We start from the raw sequence: 18,934 nt of genomic DNA, 5'->3' as shown, positions 1-18,934 counted from the left end.
CCGGACCGGCTCTTCAAAGGAGAAGAACATGCTCAGCAGAAGGAACTTCCTCACCGCGGCGGTCGGCGTGGCAGCCGCGGGCGGCCTGGCGGCCTGCGCCAAGGAGGACGACAGCTCCACCGGCTCCTCCTCCGCGGGCGGCAGCAAGACGATCACGCTCGGCTTCTCCCAGGTCGGCTCGGAGAGCGGCTGGCGCAGCGCCAACACCACCTCGGTCAAGGAGGCCGCCAAGGAGGCGGGCTACCACCTCAAGTTCTCGGACGCCCAGCAGAAGCAGGAGAACCAGATCTCCGCGATCCGCAACTACATCGCGCAGAAGGTGGACGTCATCGCCTTCTCGCCGGTGGTCGTCACCGGCTGGGACGCGGTCCTCAAGGAGGCCAAGGCCGCGAAGATCCCGGTCGTCCTCACCGACCGCTCCGTGGAGACCTCCGACGACTCCCTGTACGTCACGCTGGTCGGCTCCGACTTCACCGACGAGGGCCGCCGCGCCGCCAAGATCCTCGAGAAGGTCCTGGCGAAGGCCGGCCACAAGGGCGCGGTGAAGATCGCACAGCTGGAGGGCACCACGGGCGCCGCCCCGGCGATCGAGCGCGCCAAGGGCTTCAAGGAGGTCATGGACGCCGAGCACAAGGACGACTGGAAGATCGTCGTCAGCCAGACCGGTGACTTCACCCGCGCCGGCGGCAAGCAGGTCATGGCGGCCTTCCTCCAGTCCAACCCGGACATCAACGTGCTCTTCGCGCACAACGACGACATGGCGATCGGCGCCATCCAGTCCATCGAGGCGGCGGGCAAGAAGCCCGGCAAGGACATCCTGATCGTCTCGATCGACGGCGTGAAGGACGGCTTCGTGGCCATGTCCGAGGGCAAGATCAACGCCATCGTCGAGTGCAACCCGCTGCTCGGTCCCCAGCTGATGGACGTCGTGAAGAAGGTCAAGGCCGGCGAGACGGTCGAGCGCTGGATCAAGACCAAGGAGGGCGACTTCATGCAGGACCAGGCCAAGGCCGCCCTCCCGAGCCGCAAGTACTGACCGACCGCGCCCGGGCAGGGTGCCTCCGGCCGGCCGGACCCTCGGTCGGCCGGCCCTGCGGGCGGCCCCGAACCGCCCCCTGTCGGGGCGGAACGAACGCACCACAGACCAGATCAGTGAATTCCCCCCACCGGACGAAGCCGGTGGTCCCTCGCTAGGAGACTTATGGCAGAGCCGCGGCCCGTCCTGGAAATGGCGGGCATAGTCAAGGAGTTTCCGGGGGTACGGGCTCTGTCGGACGTCGACTTCCGGCTCTTCCCCGGTGAGATCCACGCCCTGATGGGAGAGAACGGGGCGGGCAAGTCCACCCTCATCAAGGTGCTCACGGGGGTCTACCCCCTGGACGGCGGCACGATCACGCTGGACGGCCGGTCCGTACGGATCACCAGCCCGCTTCAGGCGCAGCAGGCCGGCATCAGCACGGTCTACCAGGAGGTCAACCTCTGCCCGAACCTGTCGGTGGCGGAGAACATCTTCATCGGGCGCGAACCGACCCGCATGGGCCGCATCCAGTGGAAGCAGCTGCGCCGGCAGGCGGCGGAACGGGTGGAGCGGCTCGGGCTCGACATCGACGTCAGCGCCCCGCTGTCCTCGTACCCGCTGGCCGTGCAGCAACTGGTCGCGATCGTCAGGTCGCTGGGCACCGGCGACGGCGAGGGGCCGGGCACCAAGGTGCTGATCCTCGACGAGCCGACCTCCAGCCTCGACCGGGACGAGGTTCTCCAACTGTTCGCGCTGATGCGGCGGTTGAAGGACGAGGGCGTGGCGATCCTGTTCGTCTCACACTTCCTGGACCAGATCTACGAGGTCTGCGACCGGATGACCGTGCTGCGCAACGGCACCCTCGTGGGTGAGCACATGGTGCGCGATCTCGACCAGGTCGGGCTCGTCCAGCTCATGCTCGGCAAGGCCATGGGCCAGCTCGACCGGCTCCACGACCACCAACTGCACTCCCACGCGGGCCAGACCCTGGTCCAGGCGGACGGGCTCGGCCGGACCGGCGGCATCGCCCCCTTCGACCTGGAGATCAGGAAGGGCGAGGTCATCGGGCTCGCCGGCCTGCTCGGATCGGGCCGGACCGAACTCGCGCGGCTGCTCTTCGGCGCCGACCAGCCGGACAGCGGGAAGGTGACCATCGACGGCAGGCAGGTCTCGATGAGCGCCCCCAACGACGCGATCGGGGCCGGGGTCGCGTTCTGCTCCGAGAACCGCAAGAGCGAGGGCCTGGTGCCCGATCTCACCGTGCGGGAGAACATCATCCTGGCCTTGCAGGCCTCGCGCGGCTGGACCCGGCCCATCCCGGTGGCCCAGCGCGACGAACTCGTCGCCAAGTACATCAAGGCACTCGACATCCGCCCGGCCAACCCCGAGGCCAGGGTGGGCCAGCTCAGCGGTGGCAACCAGCAGAAGGTGCTGCTGGCCCGCTGGCTGATCACCCAGCCGAAGCTGCTGATCCTCGACGAGCCGACGCGTGGCATCGACATCGGCGCGAAGGCGGAGATCCAGAAGCTCGTCGTCTCCCTCTCCGAGGACGGCATGTCCGTCCTGTACATCGCGGCGGAGCTGGAGGAGGTCCTCCGGCTCAGTCACACGATCGGAGTGCTGCGCGACCGCCGGCTCGTGGCGCAGATCGCCAACGGGCCCGAGATGACCACGAGCCGGATCCTGGAGACCATCGCGAGCGGAGAGCACCAGTGACCACCTCTTCCCGATGGCGGGCGCTGACCCGCCACCACCTGTTCTGGCCGGTAGCGGTCCTCGTCCTCCTGCTGCTCGTCAACGTCCCCTTCACACCGGACTTCTTCTCCATCCGCATGGCGGACGGTCACCTCTACGGCAGCCTCGTCTCGATCGTGCTGTTCGGCTCGCCCCTCATCCTGGTGGCGGTCGGCATGACCCTGGTCATCGCCACCGGCGGCATCGACCTCTCCGTCGGCGCCGTGGTCGCCATCACCGGAGCACTGGCCTGCTCGTACATCAGCGACCGGTCCGACCAGAGCGCCCTGTCCGGGGTGCTGCTCGCGATGGGCCTCGGCCTGCTGGCCGCTGTCGTCTGCGGCCTGTGGAACGGCTTCCTGGTGGCCAGGATGGGCATCCAGCCGATCATCGCCACCCTGATCATCATGGTCGCCGGGCGCGGTGTCGCCCAGCTGATCACCGACGGCCAGATCATCACCATCAACAGCGAGCCGTACAAGCTGATCGGCGGCGGCTACTGGCTGACGCTGCCGTTCTCGATCTTCGTGGTGGCCGCGGTCGTGGTCGTCACCGCCGTGCTGACCCGCCGCACGGCTCTGGGTCTGCTGGTCGAGGCGGTCGGCGGCAACGCCGAGGCCAGCCGCCTGGTCGGCATCAGGTCCCGGCGCATCAAGATCATGGTCTACATGTTCTGCGCGCTGTGCGCGGGCATCGCGGGCCTGATGATCAGCTCCAACACCTCGGCCGCCGACGGCAACAACGCCGGCCTGTGGATCGAACTCGACGCGATCCTCGCCGTGGTGATCGGTGGCACCTCGCTCCTGGGCGGCCGGTTCTCCGTCGGTGGCACGGTGGTCGGCGCCCTGGTCATCCAGACGCTGACCACCACGATCTACACCATCGGCGTGCCCACCCAGACCAACCTGGTCTTCAAGGCCGCCGTCGTCATCGCCGTGTGCCTGATGCAGTCCCCGAAGTTCCGCGCCAAGGTCTTCGGTGGCAGGTTCGGCGCCAAGGCAAGCGCCACGCCGGCCGCGGCCCCGGCGGACCCCGCCGTGGCGACCGAGGCCGCTCGCAAGATGGAGGTGTCGTGATGAGCGCGACCACCCAGAGCCCCACGGCCTCCGGCAGCCGTACCCCGTCCAGGGCCACGCGTCTGCTCGGCGACCGGCGCCTGTCCGTCGCGGTGACGGCCCTGCTCTTCGTGCTGATGTACGCCGTGGGCCTGAGCCGGTACCAGAACTACGGTTTCACCGAACCGCAGGTCTTCCTCAACCTGTTCATCGACAACGGCTACCTGCTGGTCGCCGCGGTCGGTGTCACCTTCGTCATCCTGTCCGGCGGCATCGACCTGTCCGTCGGCTCGGTGATCGGCTTCACGACGATGTTCACGGCCTGGCTGGTGGAGCGCCAGGGACTGCCGCTTCCGGTCGTGATCCCCATGGCGCTGCTCGTGGGAGCCTTCGGCGGTTTCCTGATGGGCTATGTGATCCACACCTTCGAGATCCAGCCCTTCATCGTGACCCTCGCCGGCCTCTTCCTCTTCCGCGGCCTGTGCCTGGTCATCAGCAAGGAGTCGATCTCCATCAGCGACTCCTCGGTGAGCGGCATGGCCGAGACGCAGGTGTCGCTGGGGATGGGATTCCTGTCGCTCGGCGCGATCATCTCGCTGGTCGTCCTCGCGGTGGCGTTCTACGTCCTGCACTACACCCGCTTCGGACGCCGGGTGTACGCCGTCGGCGGCAGCGAGCAGTCGGCCATGCTGATGGGACTCCCGCAGGGTGGCACGAAGATCGCCGTGTACACCGTGAGCGGGTTCTGCTCGGCGCTGGCCGGACTCCTGTTCACCCTGTACATCCAGTCCGGTGACCCGCTGCACGCGACCGGCATGGAACTCGACGCGATCGCCGCGGTCGTCATCGGCGGCACACTGCTGACCGGCGGCTCCGGATATGTGCTGGGAACCCTGTTCGGTGTCCTGGTGCTGGGCCTGATCAAGAGCATCATCCAGTTCGAGGGCACGCTCAGCTCCTGGTGGACGAAGATCGCCACCGGGGTGCTGCTGTGCGCCTTCATCCTGGTCCAGCGCTTCATGACGACCCGCAGGAAGACCTGAGCCGGAACCGGCCTGCCCGGTCCGCGGCCCCGGTTCGCCGCCGACGCCCCCTGCGCCGGCGGCCCGGTGCGCCGCGGGCCGGGCACAGTCGTCTTCTCCCGCGTCCTACGCCGCCAGCATCCGCTGGAGCATTCCCCGCAGCAGTGTCCGTTCCCCTTCGTCCAGCCCCGCCAGTGGCTCGCGGGCGAACCGCAGGGACTCCCGCAGCTCCCGGGCGGTCCGGCGCCCCTCGTCCGTCGCCGCCGCCAGCTTGACCCGGCGGTCGGCCGGGTCGGGCCGACGCTCCACCAGGCCGCGGGCCTCCAGGCGGTCGACGATGCCCGTGACGTTGGACGGCTCGCACTTCAGCTTCACCGCCAGCTTCCGCATCGGCAGCGGCTCCAGGCAGAGGAGGCTGAGCAGCCTGGCCTGCGCACCGGTGAGGGAGTGCCCGGCGGCGGCCTCCTCGTAGTCCTGGTGGAACCGCGATACGACCTCGCCGATCAACTCGACGACCTCCAGGGTGAGGGCGTCGGGCCGACCGGTCTTCTGAGGTGTGGACATGCCTCTCAGGGTACCCGCTTACTTGACATCATGAAATATCCAGGCGCATGGTTGTTTCAGGTACTGAAGTATTTGGCCCGTACGCGCATGCCGCCGCACAAGCACACAAGGAAGGCCTCCATGTCCGACACCCCCACGCTCCCCTCCGTCAGCCGCGAATGGCGCCTGCTCAGCCGCCCCGTCGGCTGGCCCAAGGCCGAGGACTTCGAACTGGCCGAGGCGGAGATCCGGCAGCCCGGCCCCGGTGAGGTGCTCGTCCGCAACGCGTACCTCTCGGTCGACCCGTACATGCGTGGCCGGATGAGCGCCGCGAAGTCGTACACGGCCCCCTTCGAGCTGGGCAAGGCCATGCAGGGCGGCGCGGTCGGCGAGGTCGTCGTCTCCCACGCCGAGGGCATCGCGGTGGGCGACCATGTGCTGCACTTCGGCGGCTGGCGCGAGTACGCCACCTTCGACGCCAAGCAGGCCGTCAAGGTCGACCCCGAGGCCGCCCCGCTCTCCACCTACCTGGGCGTCCTCGGCATGACCGGCCTCACCGCCTACGCCGGCCTGCTGCGCACCGGCGCCCTCAAGGAGGGCGACGTCGTCTTCGTCTCCGGCGCGGCCGGCGCGGTCGGCAGCCAGGTCGGCCAGATCGCCAGGCTCAAGGGCGCCTCGCGGGTGATCGGCTCGGCCGGCTCCGACGAGAAGGTCAAGCTCCTCGTGGAGGAGTACGGCTTCGACGCGGCGTTCAACTACAAGAACGGATCCGTGAGCGAGCAGCTCCGCGAGGCCGCCCCGGACGGCATCGACGTCTACTTCGACAACGTCGGCGGCGACCACCTCGAGGCCGCGATCGGCTCCCTCAACGAGGGCGGCCGCATCGTGATCTGCGGCATGATCTCGGTCTACAACAACACCGAGCCGGCCCCCGGCCCGCGTAACCTGGCCCGCCTCATCCAGACCCGCGGCCGCATCGAGGGCTTCCTGGTCGGCGACCACTACGACCTCCAGCCCCAGTTCGTCCAGGAGGTCGGCCCCTGGGTCGCCTCGGGCGCCCTGAAGTACCGCGAGACGATCGTCGAGGGCATCGAGAACAACCTGGAGGCGTTCCTCGGAGTACTCCGAGGCGACAACACGGGCAAGATGATCGTGAAGCTGTAGCACCGGCGGGTGTGCCCGCGCCTTCCCCCACCGGTACGGGGAAGGGCGGGCGAGGCCGCGGGCCCGGGGGCGGAGTCCCCGGGGCGGGACGGGCGGGCGGGCGGGCGAAGCACCCCACCCGCTCCCCTCACCCGAGAGTCGCCGCAGCCCCCTGCACCGCGGCGACGAACCTCTCGTTCTCCGGTCCCGCCCCACCCGGATACGCGAACCGCCGCCGCGTGTAGCCGTACGCCACCCCGCTGCGCGGATCCGCGAACCCCTGACTCCCCGCCGCCCCGCTGTGCCCGAAGGCCCCCACGCCCAGCACCGGATACCAGGTGTCGGCGGTCGCCTGGAACCCCAGCCCGTACGACTTGTGCGCCCGTGCCACCAGGTCGTACCCCACGGAGTGGAACTGCCCGAACTCCGCCGCCGTGTCCTCCTTCAGCAGCGGAGCCTTCCCCCCGACCTCACTGATCGCCGCCGCGTACATCCCGGCCAGCCCGCGCGCGGAGGCGACACCGCCGACGGACGCCGGCCCCTTCGCCCGGACCAGCGGGTCATTGGGCAGCAGTTCGAGATCCGTCGGCTCGGCGGCATGCCGGTTGAAGGCGACGGCCGACAGGGTGTGCGGTCCGCTCGGCAGCGAGTCCAGCAGCGCCCGCTGCTTCCCGGTCGGCTCCATCGCCTGCGTCGGCCGGAACCGAGGCTCGTGCGCCCCCGGCAGCCCCAGGAAGAAGTTGAGCCCGTACGGCGCCCGCACCCGCTCCTCGTACACCTCCTGGAGCGTACGGCCGGTGGCCCGCCGTACGACCTCGCCGCTGAGCGCGCCGATGACCAGCGCGTGATAGCCGAACGCGGTGCCCGGACGCCAGAACGGCCGCTGGTCGGCGAGCCGTTCGGCGATCTGCCGGTCGTCCGCCAACTCCTGCCGGGAGAACCCGGAGTCGGTGCCGACCACGCCGGCCCGGTGCGCGAGCAGGTCCCGCAGGGTCAGCGCGCCCTTGCCCTCCGAGGCGAACTCCGGCCAGTAGTAGGTGACTTTGCGGTCCAGCTCCAGCGTCCCCTCCTGGACGAGGAGCGCGGCCACCAGATGGGCGGCACCCTTGGTGGACGAGAACACGCCGTAGAGGGAGTCGGCGTCCGCGTCCTGCCCGGCCCACAGGTCGACGACCCGCCGGCCGTGCACATGGACGCACAACTGGCCTTCGTAGTCGGGCCGCTCGGTCGCCACGAACGCGGCGAACTCGTCCCGCACCGTCTCGAAGCCCGCCGCGACGGTGCCATGGATCTCTTGGGTCATCCGCTCTCCTCAACCAGACCGCTGATTGCGTGTGCCGTGGTCAACAATGCCTGCGCGACCTGCGGGAACCCGTCCTTCGGGTGATGCCGCAAGAGGGGTTCGGTGCCGGCCGGAACGGCGTGCGGCGCCCTCCCGGCCGCGGGTCGCCCGGCCGCCGTGGAGGGACCGCCGGTCCCGTCGGCGAGCGTCCGCCGGCGGACGGAGACGGGCGGGAGGTCCACCGGGTCACAGCGTCCGGCGGGGGTGGTTCTCGTGGTGCGCACGCGTACCTCCTCTGGACGTGCCGCGATCGTGAGCTGCTCTCCGTGGTTCGATACGGCGAGGTCGAGCCCTTCGACTCAACTGCAACAAGCAGATGTCGGTGTCACCGATAGCCCGGATGGCCTACGTGGCCGACCGGGACAGGGGTTCGAGCCCGCACCGGTCCGCTGTCCGGCCCCGTCCCGCACGCTGTCCACAGCGGCTCGGATGTCATGCCCGCGCCCCGATAGAATTCCGGCCATGCACGATCTTGGGGTGGGTTTCGGATACCTGCTGAAGGGCCAGCGCTGGGTGGCCCGACACGGGAAGCAGTACGGGTTCGGGCTCGTGCCCGGTCTGATCACGCTCGTCCTCTACGTGGGCGCGCTCGTGACGCTCGCCGTGTGGGGCGAGGACTTCGTGGGGTGGGCGACACCGTTCGCCGACGACTGGCCGAGCCCCTGGGAAGGCCTGTTCCGCGGGTTCCTCACCGCCGTGCTGTTCGCGCTCGGCCTGCTGCTCGCCGTGGTGACCTTCACCGCGGTCACGCTCCTGATCGGGCAGCCCTTCTACGAGAGCCTCTCCGAGAAGGTCGACCGTGACGTGTCGCCGGACGGCTCGGCCCCGGTGTCCGGGCTGCCGCTCTGGCGCGAGCTGTGGATCTCGGCCCGCGACAGCCTGTGGGTCCTGCTGCGCGCGCTGTTGTGGGGCGTGCTGCTGTTCGCACTCGGTTTCGTCCCGTTCCTCGGTCAGACGGTCGTGCCGGTGATCGGCCTTTTCGTCACCGGTTTCTTCCTCACCGAGGAACTGACGTCCGTCGCCCTCCAGCGCCGGACCGTCGACGCACGGTCCCGGCTCGCGCTGCTCCGCTCCCGCCGGACCCTCGTCTGGGGCTTCGGCACGCCCCTCGCGGTCGCCTTCCTGGTCCCCTTCGTCGCGGTGTTCCTGATGCCGGGCGCAGTCGCGGGCGCGACGCTCATGTCGCGGGACCTGCTGGGCGAGGAGACCGGCGCCGACGACGACCGCGAGGAGCCGGCCGCTACCCCGCGGCCCTACTGACCGCCACGGCCACGATCGCCCGCACCTGCGCGACGATGTCCAGCCGGTTGCGCACGAACTCCGGGTCCGTCACCGTCCCCGTGGCCGGGTCGGTGTTCCCTGCACCGAACTGGAGCACGGGCGTGTGGACATGGCCGCCCGGCAGCGTGTCGCGCAGCCCCAGCCGGTCGCGCAGCAGGGTGGCCCGGTAGGCGATCTCGTTGGAGAGGTAGTTCCCGCCGCCCCCGGCCCGCGCGCTCGACCCGGCGGTGGGCCCGTCCGGCCGTACGACGGGATCGGTGCCGCCCGCGGGGATCTCGGTCACACTCGTGTTGTCGTACACCGGGAAACGACCGGTGTCCGCCGCCACGATCTCCCGGTACGGCAGGGTCGTGGCCGTCCACTGGGGCTGCGAGGCCGGGTCGGTGACCGGGACGGTCTCCGTCCTGCTCACGTTCTCGTTGTCCGGGAACCCACCCCGCCAGGCGCCGTTGGTCCGCTCGACGTCGAACCGGCCCACGCGCCCCTGACTGACGGTCGTGAACAGGTCCACCTGCCGCAGATACGGGCGCAGCGTCCGCTCCACCGTCCCCTGGGCGAAGTCCCGCCAGCGCACCGGGAACACGGCCGCCTCCACCCGTGCCGGTCCCTGATCGGTCTCGATCACCGTGCCGTCCAGTGCCAGCGCGCTCGCCCCGGACGGGTTGGAGATCCGCACGTCACGGTCCAGGGTGAACGGGTCGAACCCGGTGACGAGAACCCGCTTCACCCCCTTGGTTCCCCGCGGGTACCGGATGTCCGTCCGCCCGCGCGTGGTGCGCTCCAGGTCGTCCGTCAGCACCCTGCGTCGAACGACGCTCAGGCCGAAGCCCGGCTCCCACGAACGCACCTCACGTGCCATGGCCAACCGCGCCCAGTACAGCGGCCGGTCGTCGTCCCGGCTCAGTTCCCCGCCGGCCGGCCCCCGCCCCTGTGCCCGGTCCACCGCCCGCCGCCACAGCGCCGCGCCCTCGCGCACGACGACACTCCGGGCCTGCGCATAGGAGTGGGCGGCGCCGAGCTTGCGCGCGAAGTCGGAGGTGACGGCGTCGAACCCGGACGCCGCGAGGATCTCCCGTGGCACCGCCCGGTCGAGCCGCTGCTCCTCGACGGTGGCGGCTTCGGCCGTGGACGCGTCGGCAGCGGTGGCCGGAGCGGCGGTGGCCGTCGCGGGTACCGAGAGGCAGACCGCCAGGGACAGGCCGAGGACACCGGCACGAACTCGTGGGCAACGCGGGGGCATTGAGGTCCTTCCGTCGCGGGTGGGGCGCGTGGCGCGGAACGCCGGAAGTATCGCGTGACCGGCGTGGTCCACGCCATGGGGCGCCCGCCCGCCCCGCCGACTGCCCGGCCCGGCCTCACGCACCGGCCCGGCCGGCCCTCGGTCCACGTTCTGGCCGAGCGGCCGCGGGAGGTCACGGAAGGCGCCCGGCGTGTCCTCCGACTCCGACTCCGGGCTTGGGTCCGGGAGCCGCTGGAACCGGAGCCGTCTCTCACCAGCAGGGGAGCGGTCCATTCCGGGGGGAGGCCGCTCGGGAGGCGATCGCCGCACTCGGTGCGCAGGACCGCCGCGATGTTCGCCGCACCTGCTGGTACCGGTCACCGGTCGCTGAAGCCTACCCGCGCCGCGATTCCCTCTCGGTGACGCTCCCGCCCAGGAGCGCGCGGAGGGGCCGGGGGATGCCATGCCGCATCCCGTCGTACTCGACCAGCGAGCACAACGGGTCGATCGGGGCCGCCCACCGGTGGTCCTTTGTGAAGGGTTCGTACGAAATCCAGGTGGGTAGGTCTCTCGCGGACCGCAGGACCGTCGCGGCGATTAACGTCTGACGCGGGCCCCGCGCCCCAAGAGCAGCCCCGGTCCGGGACCTGACCCCTGGACCGGGGCTATTTCCCGCCAGCGTGCCAGGGGGCGGGCCCGCAGGGGGCCCGCGCGGTGCCCGACGCCGGCGTGCCGGCGGCACGGCACCCCGCTGGACCGCCCCGCCGGGCTCCCGCCGCGGTTCCCGCGTCCGGCTCCCGGCTTCGGCTCCCGTGTCCGACTTCCGCCGGGCTCCCGTGTCCGGCTCCCGCGGCGTCTACCGCGCCGAGAAGCCGCTCCCGTGTCCGGCTCCCGCGGCGTCTACCGCGCCGAGAAGCCGTACACCGTCTCCGACCGGTACACCGCGCCCGGCCGCAGCTCGGTGCTCGGGAACTCCGGTCGGTTCGGGGAGTCCGGGAAGTGCTGGGTCTCCAGCGCGATGCCCTCGCCGGGACCGAACGGCTCGCCCAGGTGGTCCGCCGTGTACACCTGGATCCCCGGCTCGGTCGTAGCCACCGTCAGGAGCCGCCCGGACGCCGGATCGTACAGCTCCGCCACCTCCACCGGCTCGGCCGTGACGCCCTTGTCGAGCACGAAGTTGTGGTCGAAGCCGCTTCCGACCTTGCGGGAGGTGCGGAAGTCGAAGCGGGTGTCCGCCACGTCCGCCGGTTCACCGGTGGGGATCAGGTCGTCGTCGACCGGCGTGTACCGGGAGGCGGCCAGCCGCAGCTCGTGCCCACCGGCGTTCCCCGAGCCGCTCAGGTTGAAGTAGCTGTGATTGGTCAGGTTCACCACTGTCGGCTCGTCCGTGACCGCCTCGTACACGAACCGCAGCGCCCCCGACGCGTCCAGCGTGTACGTCGCCGTGACCTCCAGGCGGCCGGGGAAACCCTCCTCGCCGTGCGGGCTGACCCGGCTCAGCCGCAGGCCGTGCTCGACCGGCTCCACGTCCCACACCCGCTTGTCGAAACCGCGCTCACCGCCGTGCAGTGAGTTCGGCCCGTTGTTCGGCGCGAGGGCGTAGGTCACCTCGTCCAGAGGGAAGCGGGCCTGAGCGATCCGGTTCGCGTACCGCCCGACCAGAGCACCGAGGTAGGGCTCCGGATGCGAGACATACCCCTCCAGGTCGGTGAACCCCAGCACGACGTCCGCCGTCGCCCCGTCCCGGTCCGGGACCTCCAGCGACTGCACGATCCCGCCGTACGACAGGACCCGCACCCGCACGCCCGCACGCTCCAGGGTCCAGCGGTGCACGGGGGTGCCGTCGGAAAGTGTTCCGAAGTGATCACTCATGAGCGAAACCCTAAATCACGCGATCCGCGCGGTGACCTTGCGGTAGGCGATCTCGGCCAGCCTGGCCTGGCCGTCCTTGCTCGGGTGGAACCAGTCCCAGGGGCTCAACTGGTCCGTCCCGAAGCGGAACTCGTACACCGCGCCGCCGTCGAACCGGCACCGCGGATCCTTGGCGCAGACCTCCTTCAACACCGCGTTGTAGTCCTCTACGCGCCGTTGCACTGTCTCCCGCCGCAGATTCGCCGCCGAGTCCAGCGCGTCCGCGTCCCCCAGCATCGACGGACAGATCCCCAGCTTCCACACCTGTTTGCCCAGCTCGTTCGTCCGGCCCTGCGACCACAGCCGCTTCAGGTTCGGCACACTCGCCACGTACACCTGCGTCGAGGGCGAGGCCCGGCGCAGGGTGCGCAGCGACTCCTCGAACTCCGACCGGAAGCCGGAGACCGGCGTCATCGCCTCCGCCGACGCCCGGCAGGCGTCGTTGGCCCCCGCCATCACCGTCACCAGCGCGGGCTTCTTCGCCGCCGCCCGGACCATCTGCGCCGGCAGATCCGCCATCCGAGCCCCGGACACCGCGTAGTTCCAGCTGTGCGTGGCAGCCTTCGCCGCCCCCAGCAGCCGAACCGCCAGGCTGTTCACCTCGCCGCTGTCGCCGGTCGCCCACGAGACCTCGGGGCAGTCCGACAGCACCGAGCACGCGTCGAAGCCGCGGGTGATGGAGTCGCCCACCGCGGCCAGCGAGGCGGGGCTGCTGTCCCACACCGGCGTCGGCGACGCCGAGGGCTTCGCCTGCCGCTCCCGCGCACCCGACGCGCCCGGCCCTTCCCCGCCCAGCACATCGCAGCCGGCCGCGCCCAGCACGACCGCGGTCGTCACGGCTGCCACGGCCCGCGAGCGGTGGCTTCGGTTCCGCATCCCTGGTGTCCCCTCGGTCGTCCCGCTCGCCGGCCGGTCCCCCGGCCGGACGATTCGCCCCCCCCCAATGACAACGTCCGGGAGTTCCCGAGTCCGACAGGAAGCGACGGATCACGCGGGTTCAGGCGTCCTGCCGGGTGAATGGGGGCCTTTCGGCGGCCCGGGACCGACGGTACGTCACACTCCTTGCGCCGTCGCACGGTAGCCTCGCCATCAACGTGGCTGCCCGCCACAGCCGCCATGCCAGCCTGCAAGACTGTCCCGCTCTGCCCGGAGGTCCCGGTGACGACACGTGGAGTTCTGTACGTGCACTCCGCGCCGCGCGCGCTGTGCCCGCACGTCGAGTGGGCCGTCGCCGGGGTGCTCGGCACTCGCGTCAGCCTCGACTGGATCCGGCAGCCCGCCGCGCCCGGCACCTGGCGCTCGGAGTTCTCCTGGCAGGGCGAGGCCGGCACCGCCTCCAAGCTCGCCTCCGCACTGCGCGGCTGGCACCTGCTGCGCTTCGAGGTCACCGCCGAGCCCTGCGCCACCGCCGAGGGCGAGCGTTACAGCTGCACCCCCGACCTCGGTATCTTCCACGCCGTCACCGGCATCCACGGGGACATCCTCATCCCCGAGGACCGCCTGCGCGCCGCCCTCGCCCGCTCCCAGCGCGGCGAGACGGACCTGGAGGCGGAGATCGCCAAGCTCCTGGGCAAGCCCTGGGACGACGAACTGGAGCCGTTCCGCTACGCGGGTGAGGGCGCCCCGGTGAGATGGCTGCACCAGGTCGTGTGAGCCACGGTGCCCCGGACGAGGGCGCCGGGCACGAAGAAGGGGCCCCACCTCTCGGGTGGGGCCCCTTCACGCACGTACAGGCGGTTCTCAGACCGTCCGGAACGCCAGCACCACGTTGTGCCCGCCGAAGCCGAACGAGTCGTTCAGCGCGGCGATACGGCCCTCGACGGGCAGCTTGCGCGCCTCGCCGCGGACGATGTCCGCGTTCGCCTCGGCCTCGGGGTCGAGGTTCTCGACGTTGATGGTGGGCGGAGCCACCCGGTGGTACAGCGCGAGGACCGTCGCCACCGACTCCACGCCGCCCGCGCCGCCGAGCAGGTGACCGGTCATCGACTTCGTCGCCGAGACCGCCATGTGGTCGGCCTCGTCGCCGAACACCTTGCGCAGTGCCTTGAGTTCGGCCACGTCACCGGCCGGAGTCGACGTCGCGTGCGCGTTGACGTGCACGATCTCCGCCGGGTCCAGGTCGGTGTGGTCCAGCAGGTTCTGGAGGGCGTGCGCGATGCCGCGGCCCTCCGGCTCCGGCTGCACGATGTCGTGGGCGTCGGCGGAGATGCCCTGGCCGACCGCCTCGGCGTACACCCGCGCCCCGCGCTTGGCGGCGTGCTCGGCGGACTCCAGGACGATCACACCGGCACCCTCACCGAGCACGAAGCCGTCGCGCCCGGTGTCGTAGGGACGCGAGGCGCCCTGCGGGTCCTCGTTGTTCTTGGACATCGCCATCATGTTGCCGAACGCGGCGATGGGCAGCGGGTGGATCGCCGCCTCCGTGCCGCCGGCGACCACGACGTCGGCGCGGCCGGTACGGATCATCTCGATGGCGTAGCCGATGGCCTCGGCACCCGACGCGCACGCCGAGACCGGCGTGTGCACGCCCGCGCGGGCGCCCACGAGCAGACCCACGTTGGCGGACGGGCTGTTCGGCATCAGCATGGGCACGGTGTGCGGGGAGACGCGGCGGACGCCCTTCTCCTTCAGCACGTCGTACTGGTCCAGCAGGGTCGTCACGCCGCCGATGCCGGAGGCGATGACCGCGCCGAGCCGGTCCGGGTCGACACTCGCGTCCTCGCCGGCCTTGGCCGCGAAACCGGCGTCCTTCCAGGCTTCCTGAGCCGCGATCAGCGCGAACTGCGCCGAGCGGTCCAGCTTGCGGGCCTGCGGCCGCGGGATGACCTCGGTGGGCTCCACGGCGATCTGCGCCGCGATACGGACGGCCTGCTCGGCCGCCCAGTCCTGCTCCAGGGGCTTGACGCCGGACTTGCCGGCGACCAGGCCCTCCCAGGTAGAGGCTGCGTCGCCACCCAGCGGTGTGGTTGCGCCGATACCGGTGACGACCACGGTGCGATTGGTCGGGCTCACGGGAATTCTTTCTCCAACGATCGGGATTCAGCGGCGCCACCGCCGGGTGGCGGGGCAGGCCGGATCATCCGGCCCCAGCAGTGGCTCAGTCCTGGTGCTTGAGGATGTAGTTCGTCGCGTCGCCGACCGTCTTGAGGTCCTTGACGTCCTCGTCGGGGATCTTGACGTCGAAGCGCTCCTCGGCGGCGACGACGACCTCGACCATGGACAGCGAGTCGACGTCGAGGTCGTCGGTGAAGGACTTGTCCAGCTGGACGTCCTCGACCGGGATCCCGGCGATCTCGTTCACGATCTCCGCGAGACCGGTGACGATCTCTTCCTGAGTGGCGGCCATTGTCGGCGCTCCTTCGTTGTGTTCCAGAGGGTGTGGCATTGGGTGTTTTCCGTTCCGGACCGCATGATCCGGCACGGAGTGCCTAGGGGAGGGTAACGACCGTCGCGGCGTACACGAGACCCGCCCCGAATCCGATGACGAGCGCGGTGTCGCCGCTCCTGGCCTCGCCGGTCGCCAGAAGCCGCTCCATGGCGAGCGGGATCGAGGCGGCCGAGGTGTTCCCGGTGGTCCGTACGTCACGCGCGACCGTGACGGACTCCGGCAGTTTGAGAGTCTTCACCATCGAGTCGATGATCCGCTCGTTGGCCTGGTGCGGGATGAACACGTCCAGGTCGGCGGAGCTGATGCCGGCCGCGTCCAGTGCCTGCTGGGCGACCTTCGCCATCTCGAACACGGCCCAGCGGAACACCGCCTGGCCTTCCTGGGTGATCGCCGGGAACTTCGCGACCTCGCCGTCGCGGTAGTCCGTCCACGGCACGGTCTGCTTGATGGTCTCCGACTTGTCGCCCTCGGAACCCCAGACCGTCGGGCCGATGGCCGGCTCCTTCGACGGGCCGACCACGACCGCCCCCGCGCCGTCGCCGAACAGGAACGCGGTGGCCCGGTCCTCCAGGTCGGTCAGGTCGGACAGCCGCTCGACGCCGATGACCAGGACGTACTCGGCGGAACCCTCGACGATCATGCCCTTGGCGAGGGTCAGGCCGTAGCCGAAGCCCGCGCAGCCGGCCGAGATGTCGAAGGCGGCGGCCCTGTCCGTGCCGAGCTTGTCGGCGATCTCGGTGGCCACGGCCGGGGTCTGCTTGAAGTGCGACACGGTCGAGACGACCACGGCGCCGATCTGCCCGGCGGTGATCCCGGCGTCGGCGATCGCCTTGCCGGACGCCTCGACCGACATGGCGGCGACGGTCTCCTCGTCGTTCGCCCAGTGCCGCGTCTCGATGCCGGAGCGCGAGCGGATCCACTCGTCGGACGAGTCGATCGTCTCGAGGATCACCTCGTTGGGCACCACACGGGTGGGCCGGTAGCCGCCCACGCCGAGGATGCGCGCGTACGGGGCGCCCTTGCTGGGCTTGATCTTCGACATGCTCGTCGGCTCCTTGTCAGGCACTGTGCTCGGCGATGACCTCGCGGGCCGCGTCGAGATCGTCGGGGGTCTTCAGCGCCAGCGTCTTCACGCCGGGCAGGGCGCGCTTGGCGAGACCGGTGAGCGTACCGCCGGGACAGACCTCGATCAGCGCGGTCACGCCGAGCTGCCGGAAGGTCTCCATGCACAGGTCCCAGCGGACCGGGTTGGCTACCTGGCCGACCAGCCGGTCGAGGACCTCGGCGCCGGTGGCCACGGTCCGCCCGTCCTTGTTGGAGACGTAGGCGATCTGCGGGTCGGCGGGGGACAGCTCCTTGGCGGCGCCGGCCAGCGTGTCGACCGCGGGGGCCATGTGGTGCGTGTGGAAGGCGCCCGCGACCTTGAGCGGAACGATCTTGCGGACGCCCTCCGGCTTGTCCTCGTTCAGCGCGGCGAGCTGCTCCAGGGTGCCCGCGGCCACGATCTGGCCGGCGCCGTTGACGTTCGCCGGGGTCAGGCCCAGCTTCTCCAGGTGCGCCACGGAGACCTCGGGGTCGCCGCCGAGCAGCGCCGACATGCCGGTCTCGGTGATCGCGGCGGCCTCGGCCATGGCCAGGCCCCGCTTGCGGACGAGGGCCAGCGCGGCGATGTCGTCCAGGACGCCCGCGAAGGTGGCGGCGGTGATCTCGCCGACGCTGTGACCCGCGACCGCGCCGGGTGCGATGTCCGCGAGCTCGCCGAGCGCGGCGGCCGACAGGATGCCGGCCGCGACCAGCAGCGGCTGCGCCACCGCGGTGTCACGGATCTGGTCCGCGTCGGCCTGCGTGCCGTAGTGGGCGAGGTCCAGTCCGATGGCGTCCGACCACGCGCCGACACGGTCGGCGGCGCCGGGCAGTTCGAGCCAGGGGGTCAGGAAGCCGGGCGTCTGTGCGCCCTGGCCGGGAGCGACGAGTACGAGCACTCTCACACTCTCTCTTGGGTACGGGCACGGCCGCCCGTGGGGACAGGGACGAAGAACAGCAGGGGGTTTTGTGGGCCCCCCACAAAACGCTAGCTCTGGGGGTCCCCGTCGACGAGACGCCCCAGGATCAGCGCGATGCGCAAGGTGAACGCAGAGCGTACATCCGACGGTGACCAGCCGGTGACGTCAGTCACACGTCGAAGCCGGTAGCGCACGGTGTTGGGGTGGACGAAGAGCATCCTGGCCGCACCCTCCAGACTGGACGCCTGTTCGAGATAGACCGCGAGGGTCTCCAGCAGCGCCGAGCCCGCCTCCTCCAGCGGTCTGTAGATCTCCTCCACCAGCTGCTCGCGCGCTCCGGGGTCACCCGCGATCGCGCGCTCCGGCAGCAGATCGTCCGCCAGCACCGGGCGCGGCGCGTCCTGCCAGGCGGAACACGCCTTGAGCCCGGCCGCGGCGGCCTGCGCGGACCGGGTCGCGGCGAGCAGGTCGGGCACCACGGGGCCCGCGACGACCGGCCCCGCGGCGAACGGCCCGATCAGGGACTTGGCCACGGCCATCGGATTGTCGCTGCCACCCGCGATGACGACGAGCCGGGAGCCGAGCACCCCGGTGAGCACCTGGAGCTTGGCGTGCCGCGAGGCCCGCCGGATGGCCTCCACCGTCAGCTCGGAGTCCCCGTCCGGCGCGTTTCCGAGGACCACGCACACGTGCTCGGGCGCGCTCCAGCCGAGTGCGGCGGCCCGGCTGACGGCGCCCTCGTCGGCCTCCCCGCTGAGGACGGCGTTCACGACGAGCGACTCCAGCCGCGCGTCCCAGGCGCCGCGTGCCTCGGCGGCCTGGGCGTACACCTGGGCGGTGGCGAAGGCGATCTCGCGGGCGTAGACCAGGAGCGCCTCGCGCAGCACGTTCTCGTCGCCCGGCGCCGCGACCTCGTCGATCGCGCTCTCCATCACCTCGATGGTGGTGCGCACCATCTCGACGGTCTGGCGCAGGGTGATGGCCCGGGTCAGCTCGCGCGGCGCGGTCCCGAAGACGTCGGTGGAGATGGCCTGCGGGGCGTCCGGACGCCGGAACCACTCCGTGAACGCGGCGATGCCCGCCTGGGCCACCAGCCCGATCCAGGAACGGTTCTCCGGGGGCATGGCCCGGTACCACGGCAGCGTCTCGTCCATGCGCGTGATGGCCTGGGCGGCGAGACTCCCGGAGGACTTCTCCAGCCGCTTCAGGGTCGCGGAGTGGGCGTGGGCGGCGTGCGCCGCGGCTCGGGCGGCGCGGGCTTCGGGTTCGGGCACG

Annotated in this window: 18 protein-coding genes; 7 read left to right on the top strand and 11 right to left on the bottom strand. The window is 70.9% G+C overall.

All coding sequences use genetic code 11. The annotated features are described in order from the left end of the window. Positions 1 to 28 precede the first annotated feature (28 nt). The 4 genes from ACZ5Y0_RS01180 to yjfF all read left to right on the top strand — a co-directional run bounded on the left by ACZ5Y0_RS01180 (position 29) and on the right by yjfF (position 4,850). Positions 29 to 1,036: an ABC transporter substrate-binding protein gene (locus tag ACZ5Y0_RS01180; RefSeq protein WP_469126558.1), complete on the top strand. Its 1,008-nt coding sequence runs from the start codon at positions 29 to 31 to the stop codon at positions 1,034 to 1,036. A 165-nt stretch (positions 1,037 to 1,201) separates the two neighbouring features. Next, entirely contained in the window at positions 1,202 to 2,734 is a 1,533-nt protein-coding gene (locus ACZ5Y0_RS01175; RefSeq protein WP_469126557.1) for a sugar ABC transporter ATP-binding protein, read from the top strand. Continuing rightward, positions 2,731 to 3,828, top strand: coding sequence for an ABC transporter permease (locus ACZ5Y0_RS01170; RefSeq protein WP_469126556.1), 1,098 nt, complete (start codon positions 2,731 to 2,733; stop codon positions 3,826 to 3,828). Before ACZ5Y0_RS01175 ends, ACZ5Y0_RS01170 begins: the two co-directional genes overlap by 4 nt. Next, entirely contained in the window at positions 3,828 to 4,850 is a 1,023-nt protein-coding gene (yjfF, locus tag ACZ5Y0_RS01165) for a galactofuranose ABC transporter, permease protein YjfF (protein ID WP_469126555.1), read from the top strand. Before ACZ5Y0_RS01170 ends, yjfF begins: the two co-directional genes overlap by 1 nt. A 105-nt stretch (positions 4,851 to 4,955) precedes the next feature. On the opposite strand, the gene ACZ5Y0_RS01160 is transcribed toward yjfF, so the two are convergent. Continuing rightward, on the bottom strand, positions 4,956 to 5,393 hold the full coding sequence (locus ACZ5Y0_RS01160; protein ID WP_469126554.1) for a MarR family winged helix-turn-helix transcriptional regulator: 438 nt from the start codon (positions 5,391 to 5,393) through the stop codon (positions 4,956 to 4,958). 120 nt (positions 5,394 to 5,513) lie between these two features. Between ACZ5Y0_RS01160 and ACZ5Y0_RS01155 the strand changes: the two genes are divergently transcribed. Then, entirely contained in the window at positions 5,514 to 6,536 is a 1,023-nt protein-coding gene (locus tag ACZ5Y0_RS01155) for an NADP-dependent oxidoreductase (protein ID WP_469126553.1), read from the top strand. 127 nt (positions 6,537 to 6,663) lie between these two features. On the opposite strand, the gene ACZ5Y0_RS01150 is transcribed toward ACZ5Y0_RS01155, so the two are convergent. Together ACZ5Y0_RS01150 and ACZ5Y0_RS01145 are read right to left on the bottom strand one after the other, a co-directional pair. Continuing rightward, entirely contained in the window at positions 6,664 to 7,818 is a 1,155-nt protein-coding gene (locus tag ACZ5Y0_RS01150; protein ID WP_469126552.1) for a serine hydrolase domain-containing protein, read from the bottom strand. Further along, a complete protein-coding gene (locus ACZ5Y0_RS01145; RefSeq protein ID WP_469126551.1) occupies positions 7,815 to 8,081 on the bottom strand; it encodes a hypothetical protein in 267 nt (88 codons plus the stop codon). Before ACZ5Y0_RS01145 ends, ACZ5Y0_RS01150 begins: the two co-directional genes overlap by 4 nt. A 238-nt stretch (positions 8,082 to 8,319) precedes the next feature. Between ACZ5Y0_RS01145 and ACZ5Y0_RS01140 the strand changes: the two genes are divergently transcribed. Further along, complete coding sequence (locus ACZ5Y0_RS01140) at positions 8,320 to 9,117, top strand: EI24 domain-containing protein (RefSeq protein WP_469126550.1); 798 nt, start codon at positions 8,320 to 8,322, stop codon at positions 9,115 to 9,117. Here ACZ5Y0_RS01140 and ACZ5Y0_RS01135 read toward each other — a convergent pair. The 3 genes from ACZ5Y0_RS01135 to ACZ5Y0_RS01125 all read right to left on the bottom strand — a co-directional run bounded on the left by ACZ5Y0_RS01135 (position 9,098) and on the right by ACZ5Y0_RS01125 (position 13,144). Next, positions 9,098 to 10,378: a pyroglutamyl-peptidase I gene (locus ACZ5Y0_RS01135; RefSeq protein WP_469126549.1), complete on the bottom strand. Its 1,281-nt coding sequence runs from the start codon at positions 10,376 to 10,378 to the stop codon at positions 9,098 to 9,100. The genes ACZ5Y0_RS01140 and ACZ5Y0_RS01135 overlap by 20 nt on opposite strands. Before the next feature lie 879 nt (positions 10,379 to 11,257). Beyond that, a complete protein-coding gene (locus ACZ5Y0_RS01130; protein WP_469126548.1) occupies positions 11,258 to 12,229 on the bottom strand; it encodes an aldose epimerase family protein in 972 nt (323 codons plus the stop codon). Positions 12,230 to 12,244: 15 nt separating this feature from the next. After that, positions 12,245 to 13,144 carry an SGNH/GDSL hydrolase family protein gene (locus ACZ5Y0_RS01125; RefSeq protein ID WP_469126547.1) on the bottom strand — a complete coding sequence of 300 codons (900 nt, stop codon included), beginning with the start codon at positions 13,142 to 13,144 and terminating at the stop codon, positions 12,245 to 12,247. A gap of 282 nt (positions 13,145 to 13,426) precedes the next feature. Here ACZ5Y0_RS01125 and ACZ5Y0_RS01120 point away from each other — a divergent pair, with 282 nt between their 5' ends. Continuing rightward, positions 13,427 to 13,921 (top strand): DUF3145 domain-containing protein, encoded by a 495-nt coding sequence (locus ACZ5Y0_RS01120; protein ID WP_469126546.1) that lies wholly within the window; start codon positions 13,427 to 13,429, stop codon positions 13,919 to 13,921. A gap of 87 nt (positions 13,922 to 14,008) precedes the next feature. On the opposite strand, the gene fabF is transcribed toward ACZ5Y0_RS01120, so the two are convergent. From fabF to ACZ5Y0_RS01095, 5 genes are all read right to left on the bottom strand, one after another. Further along, positions 14,009 to 15,280, bottom strand: coding sequence for a beta-ketoacyl-ACP synthase II (gene fabF / locus ACZ5Y0_RS01115; protein ID WP_469126545.1), 1,272 nt, complete (start codon positions 15,278 to 15,280; stop codon positions 14,009 to 14,011). A gap of 85 nt (positions 15,281 to 15,365) precedes the next feature. After that, positions 15,366 to 15,614: an acyl carrier protein gene (locus tag ACZ5Y0_RS01110; protein ID WP_467513517.1), complete on the bottom strand. Its 249-nt coding sequence runs from the start codon at positions 15,612 to 15,614 to the stop codon at positions 15,366 to 15,368. A gap of 82 nt (positions 15,615 to 15,696) precedes the next feature. Further along, a complete protein-coding gene (locus ACZ5Y0_RS01105) occupies positions 15,697 to 16,698 on the bottom strand; it encodes a beta-ketoacyl-ACP synthase 3 (RefSeq protein ID WP_469126544.1) in 1,002 nt (333 codons plus the stop codon). A 16-nt stretch (positions 16,699 to 16,714) separates the two neighbouring features. Continuing rightward, positions 16,715 to 17,638: an ACP S-malonyltransferase gene (locus ACZ5Y0_RS01100; protein ID WP_469126543.1), complete on the bottom strand. Its 924-nt coding sequence runs from the start codon at positions 17,636 to 17,638 to the stop codon at positions 16,715 to 16,717. A gap of 89 nt (positions 17,639 to 17,727) precedes the next feature. Next, a complete protein-coding gene (locus tag ACZ5Y0_RS01095) occupies positions 17,728 to 18,933 on the bottom strand; it encodes a PucR family transcriptional regulator (RefSeq protein WP_469126542.1) in 1,206 nt (401 codons plus the stop codon). Between the last annotated feature and the right edge of the window lies 1 nt (position 18,934).

Source organism: Streptomyces sp. NPDC033216, assembly GCF_055577115.1.
Note: the sequence above shows the minus strand (reverse complement) of the source record. Positions and strands in the feature narration are given on the sequence as shown.

Bases quoted from the DNA above. Each gene is read 5' to 3' on its own strand.
- ACZ5Y0_RS01175 (WP_469126557.1), top strand. From the start codon at position 1,202: ATGGCAGAGCCGCGGCCCGTCCTGGAAATGGCGGGCATAGTCAAGGAG.
- ACZ5Y0_RS01110 (WP_467513517.1), bottom strand. From the start codon at position 15,614: ATGGCCGCCACTCAGGAAGAGATCGTCACCGGTCTCGCGGAGATCGTG.
- ACZ5Y0_RS01125 (WP_469126547.1), bottom strand. From the start codon at position 13,144: ATGCGGAACCGAAGCCACCGCTCGCGGGCCGTGGCAGCCGTGACGACC.
- ACZ5Y0_RS01135 (WP_469126549.1), bottom strand. From the start codon at position 10,378: ATGCCCCCGCGTTGCCCACGAGTTCGTGCCGGTGTCCTCGGCCTGTCC.
- yjfF (WP_469126555.1), top strand. From the start codon at position 3,828: ATGAGCGCGACCACCCAGAGCCCCACGGCCTCCGGCAGCCGTACCCCG.
- ACZ5Y0_RS01140 (WP_469126550.1), top strand. From the start codon at position 8,320: ATGCACGATCTTGGGGTGGGTTTCGGATACCTGCTGAAGGGCCAGCGC.
- ACZ5Y0_RS01155 (WP_469126553.1), top strand. From the start codon at position 5,514: ATGTCCGACACCCCCACGCTCCCCTCCGTCAGCCGCGAATGGCGCCTG.
- ACZ5Y0_RS01160 (WP_469126554.1), bottom strand. From the start codon at position 5,393: ATGTCCACACCTCAGAAGACCGGTCGGCCCGACGCCCTCACCCTGGAG.
- ACZ5Y0_RS01150 (WP_469126552.1), bottom strand. From the start codon at position 7,818: ATGACCCAAGAGATCCATGGCACCGTCGCGGCGGGCTTCGAGACGGTG.
- ACZ5Y0_RS01180 (WP_469126558.1), top strand. From the start codon at position 29: ATGCTCAGCAGAAGGAACTTCCTCACCGCGGCGGTCGGCGTGGCAGCC.
- ACZ5Y0_RS01105 (WP_469126544.1), bottom strand. From the start codon at position 16,698: ATGTCGAAGATCAAGCCCAGCAAGGGCGCCCCGTACGCGCGCATCCTC.
- ACZ5Y0_RS01130 (WP_469126548.1), bottom strand. From the start codon at position 12,229: ATGAGTGATCACTTCGGAACACTTTCCGACGGCACCCCCGTGCACCGC.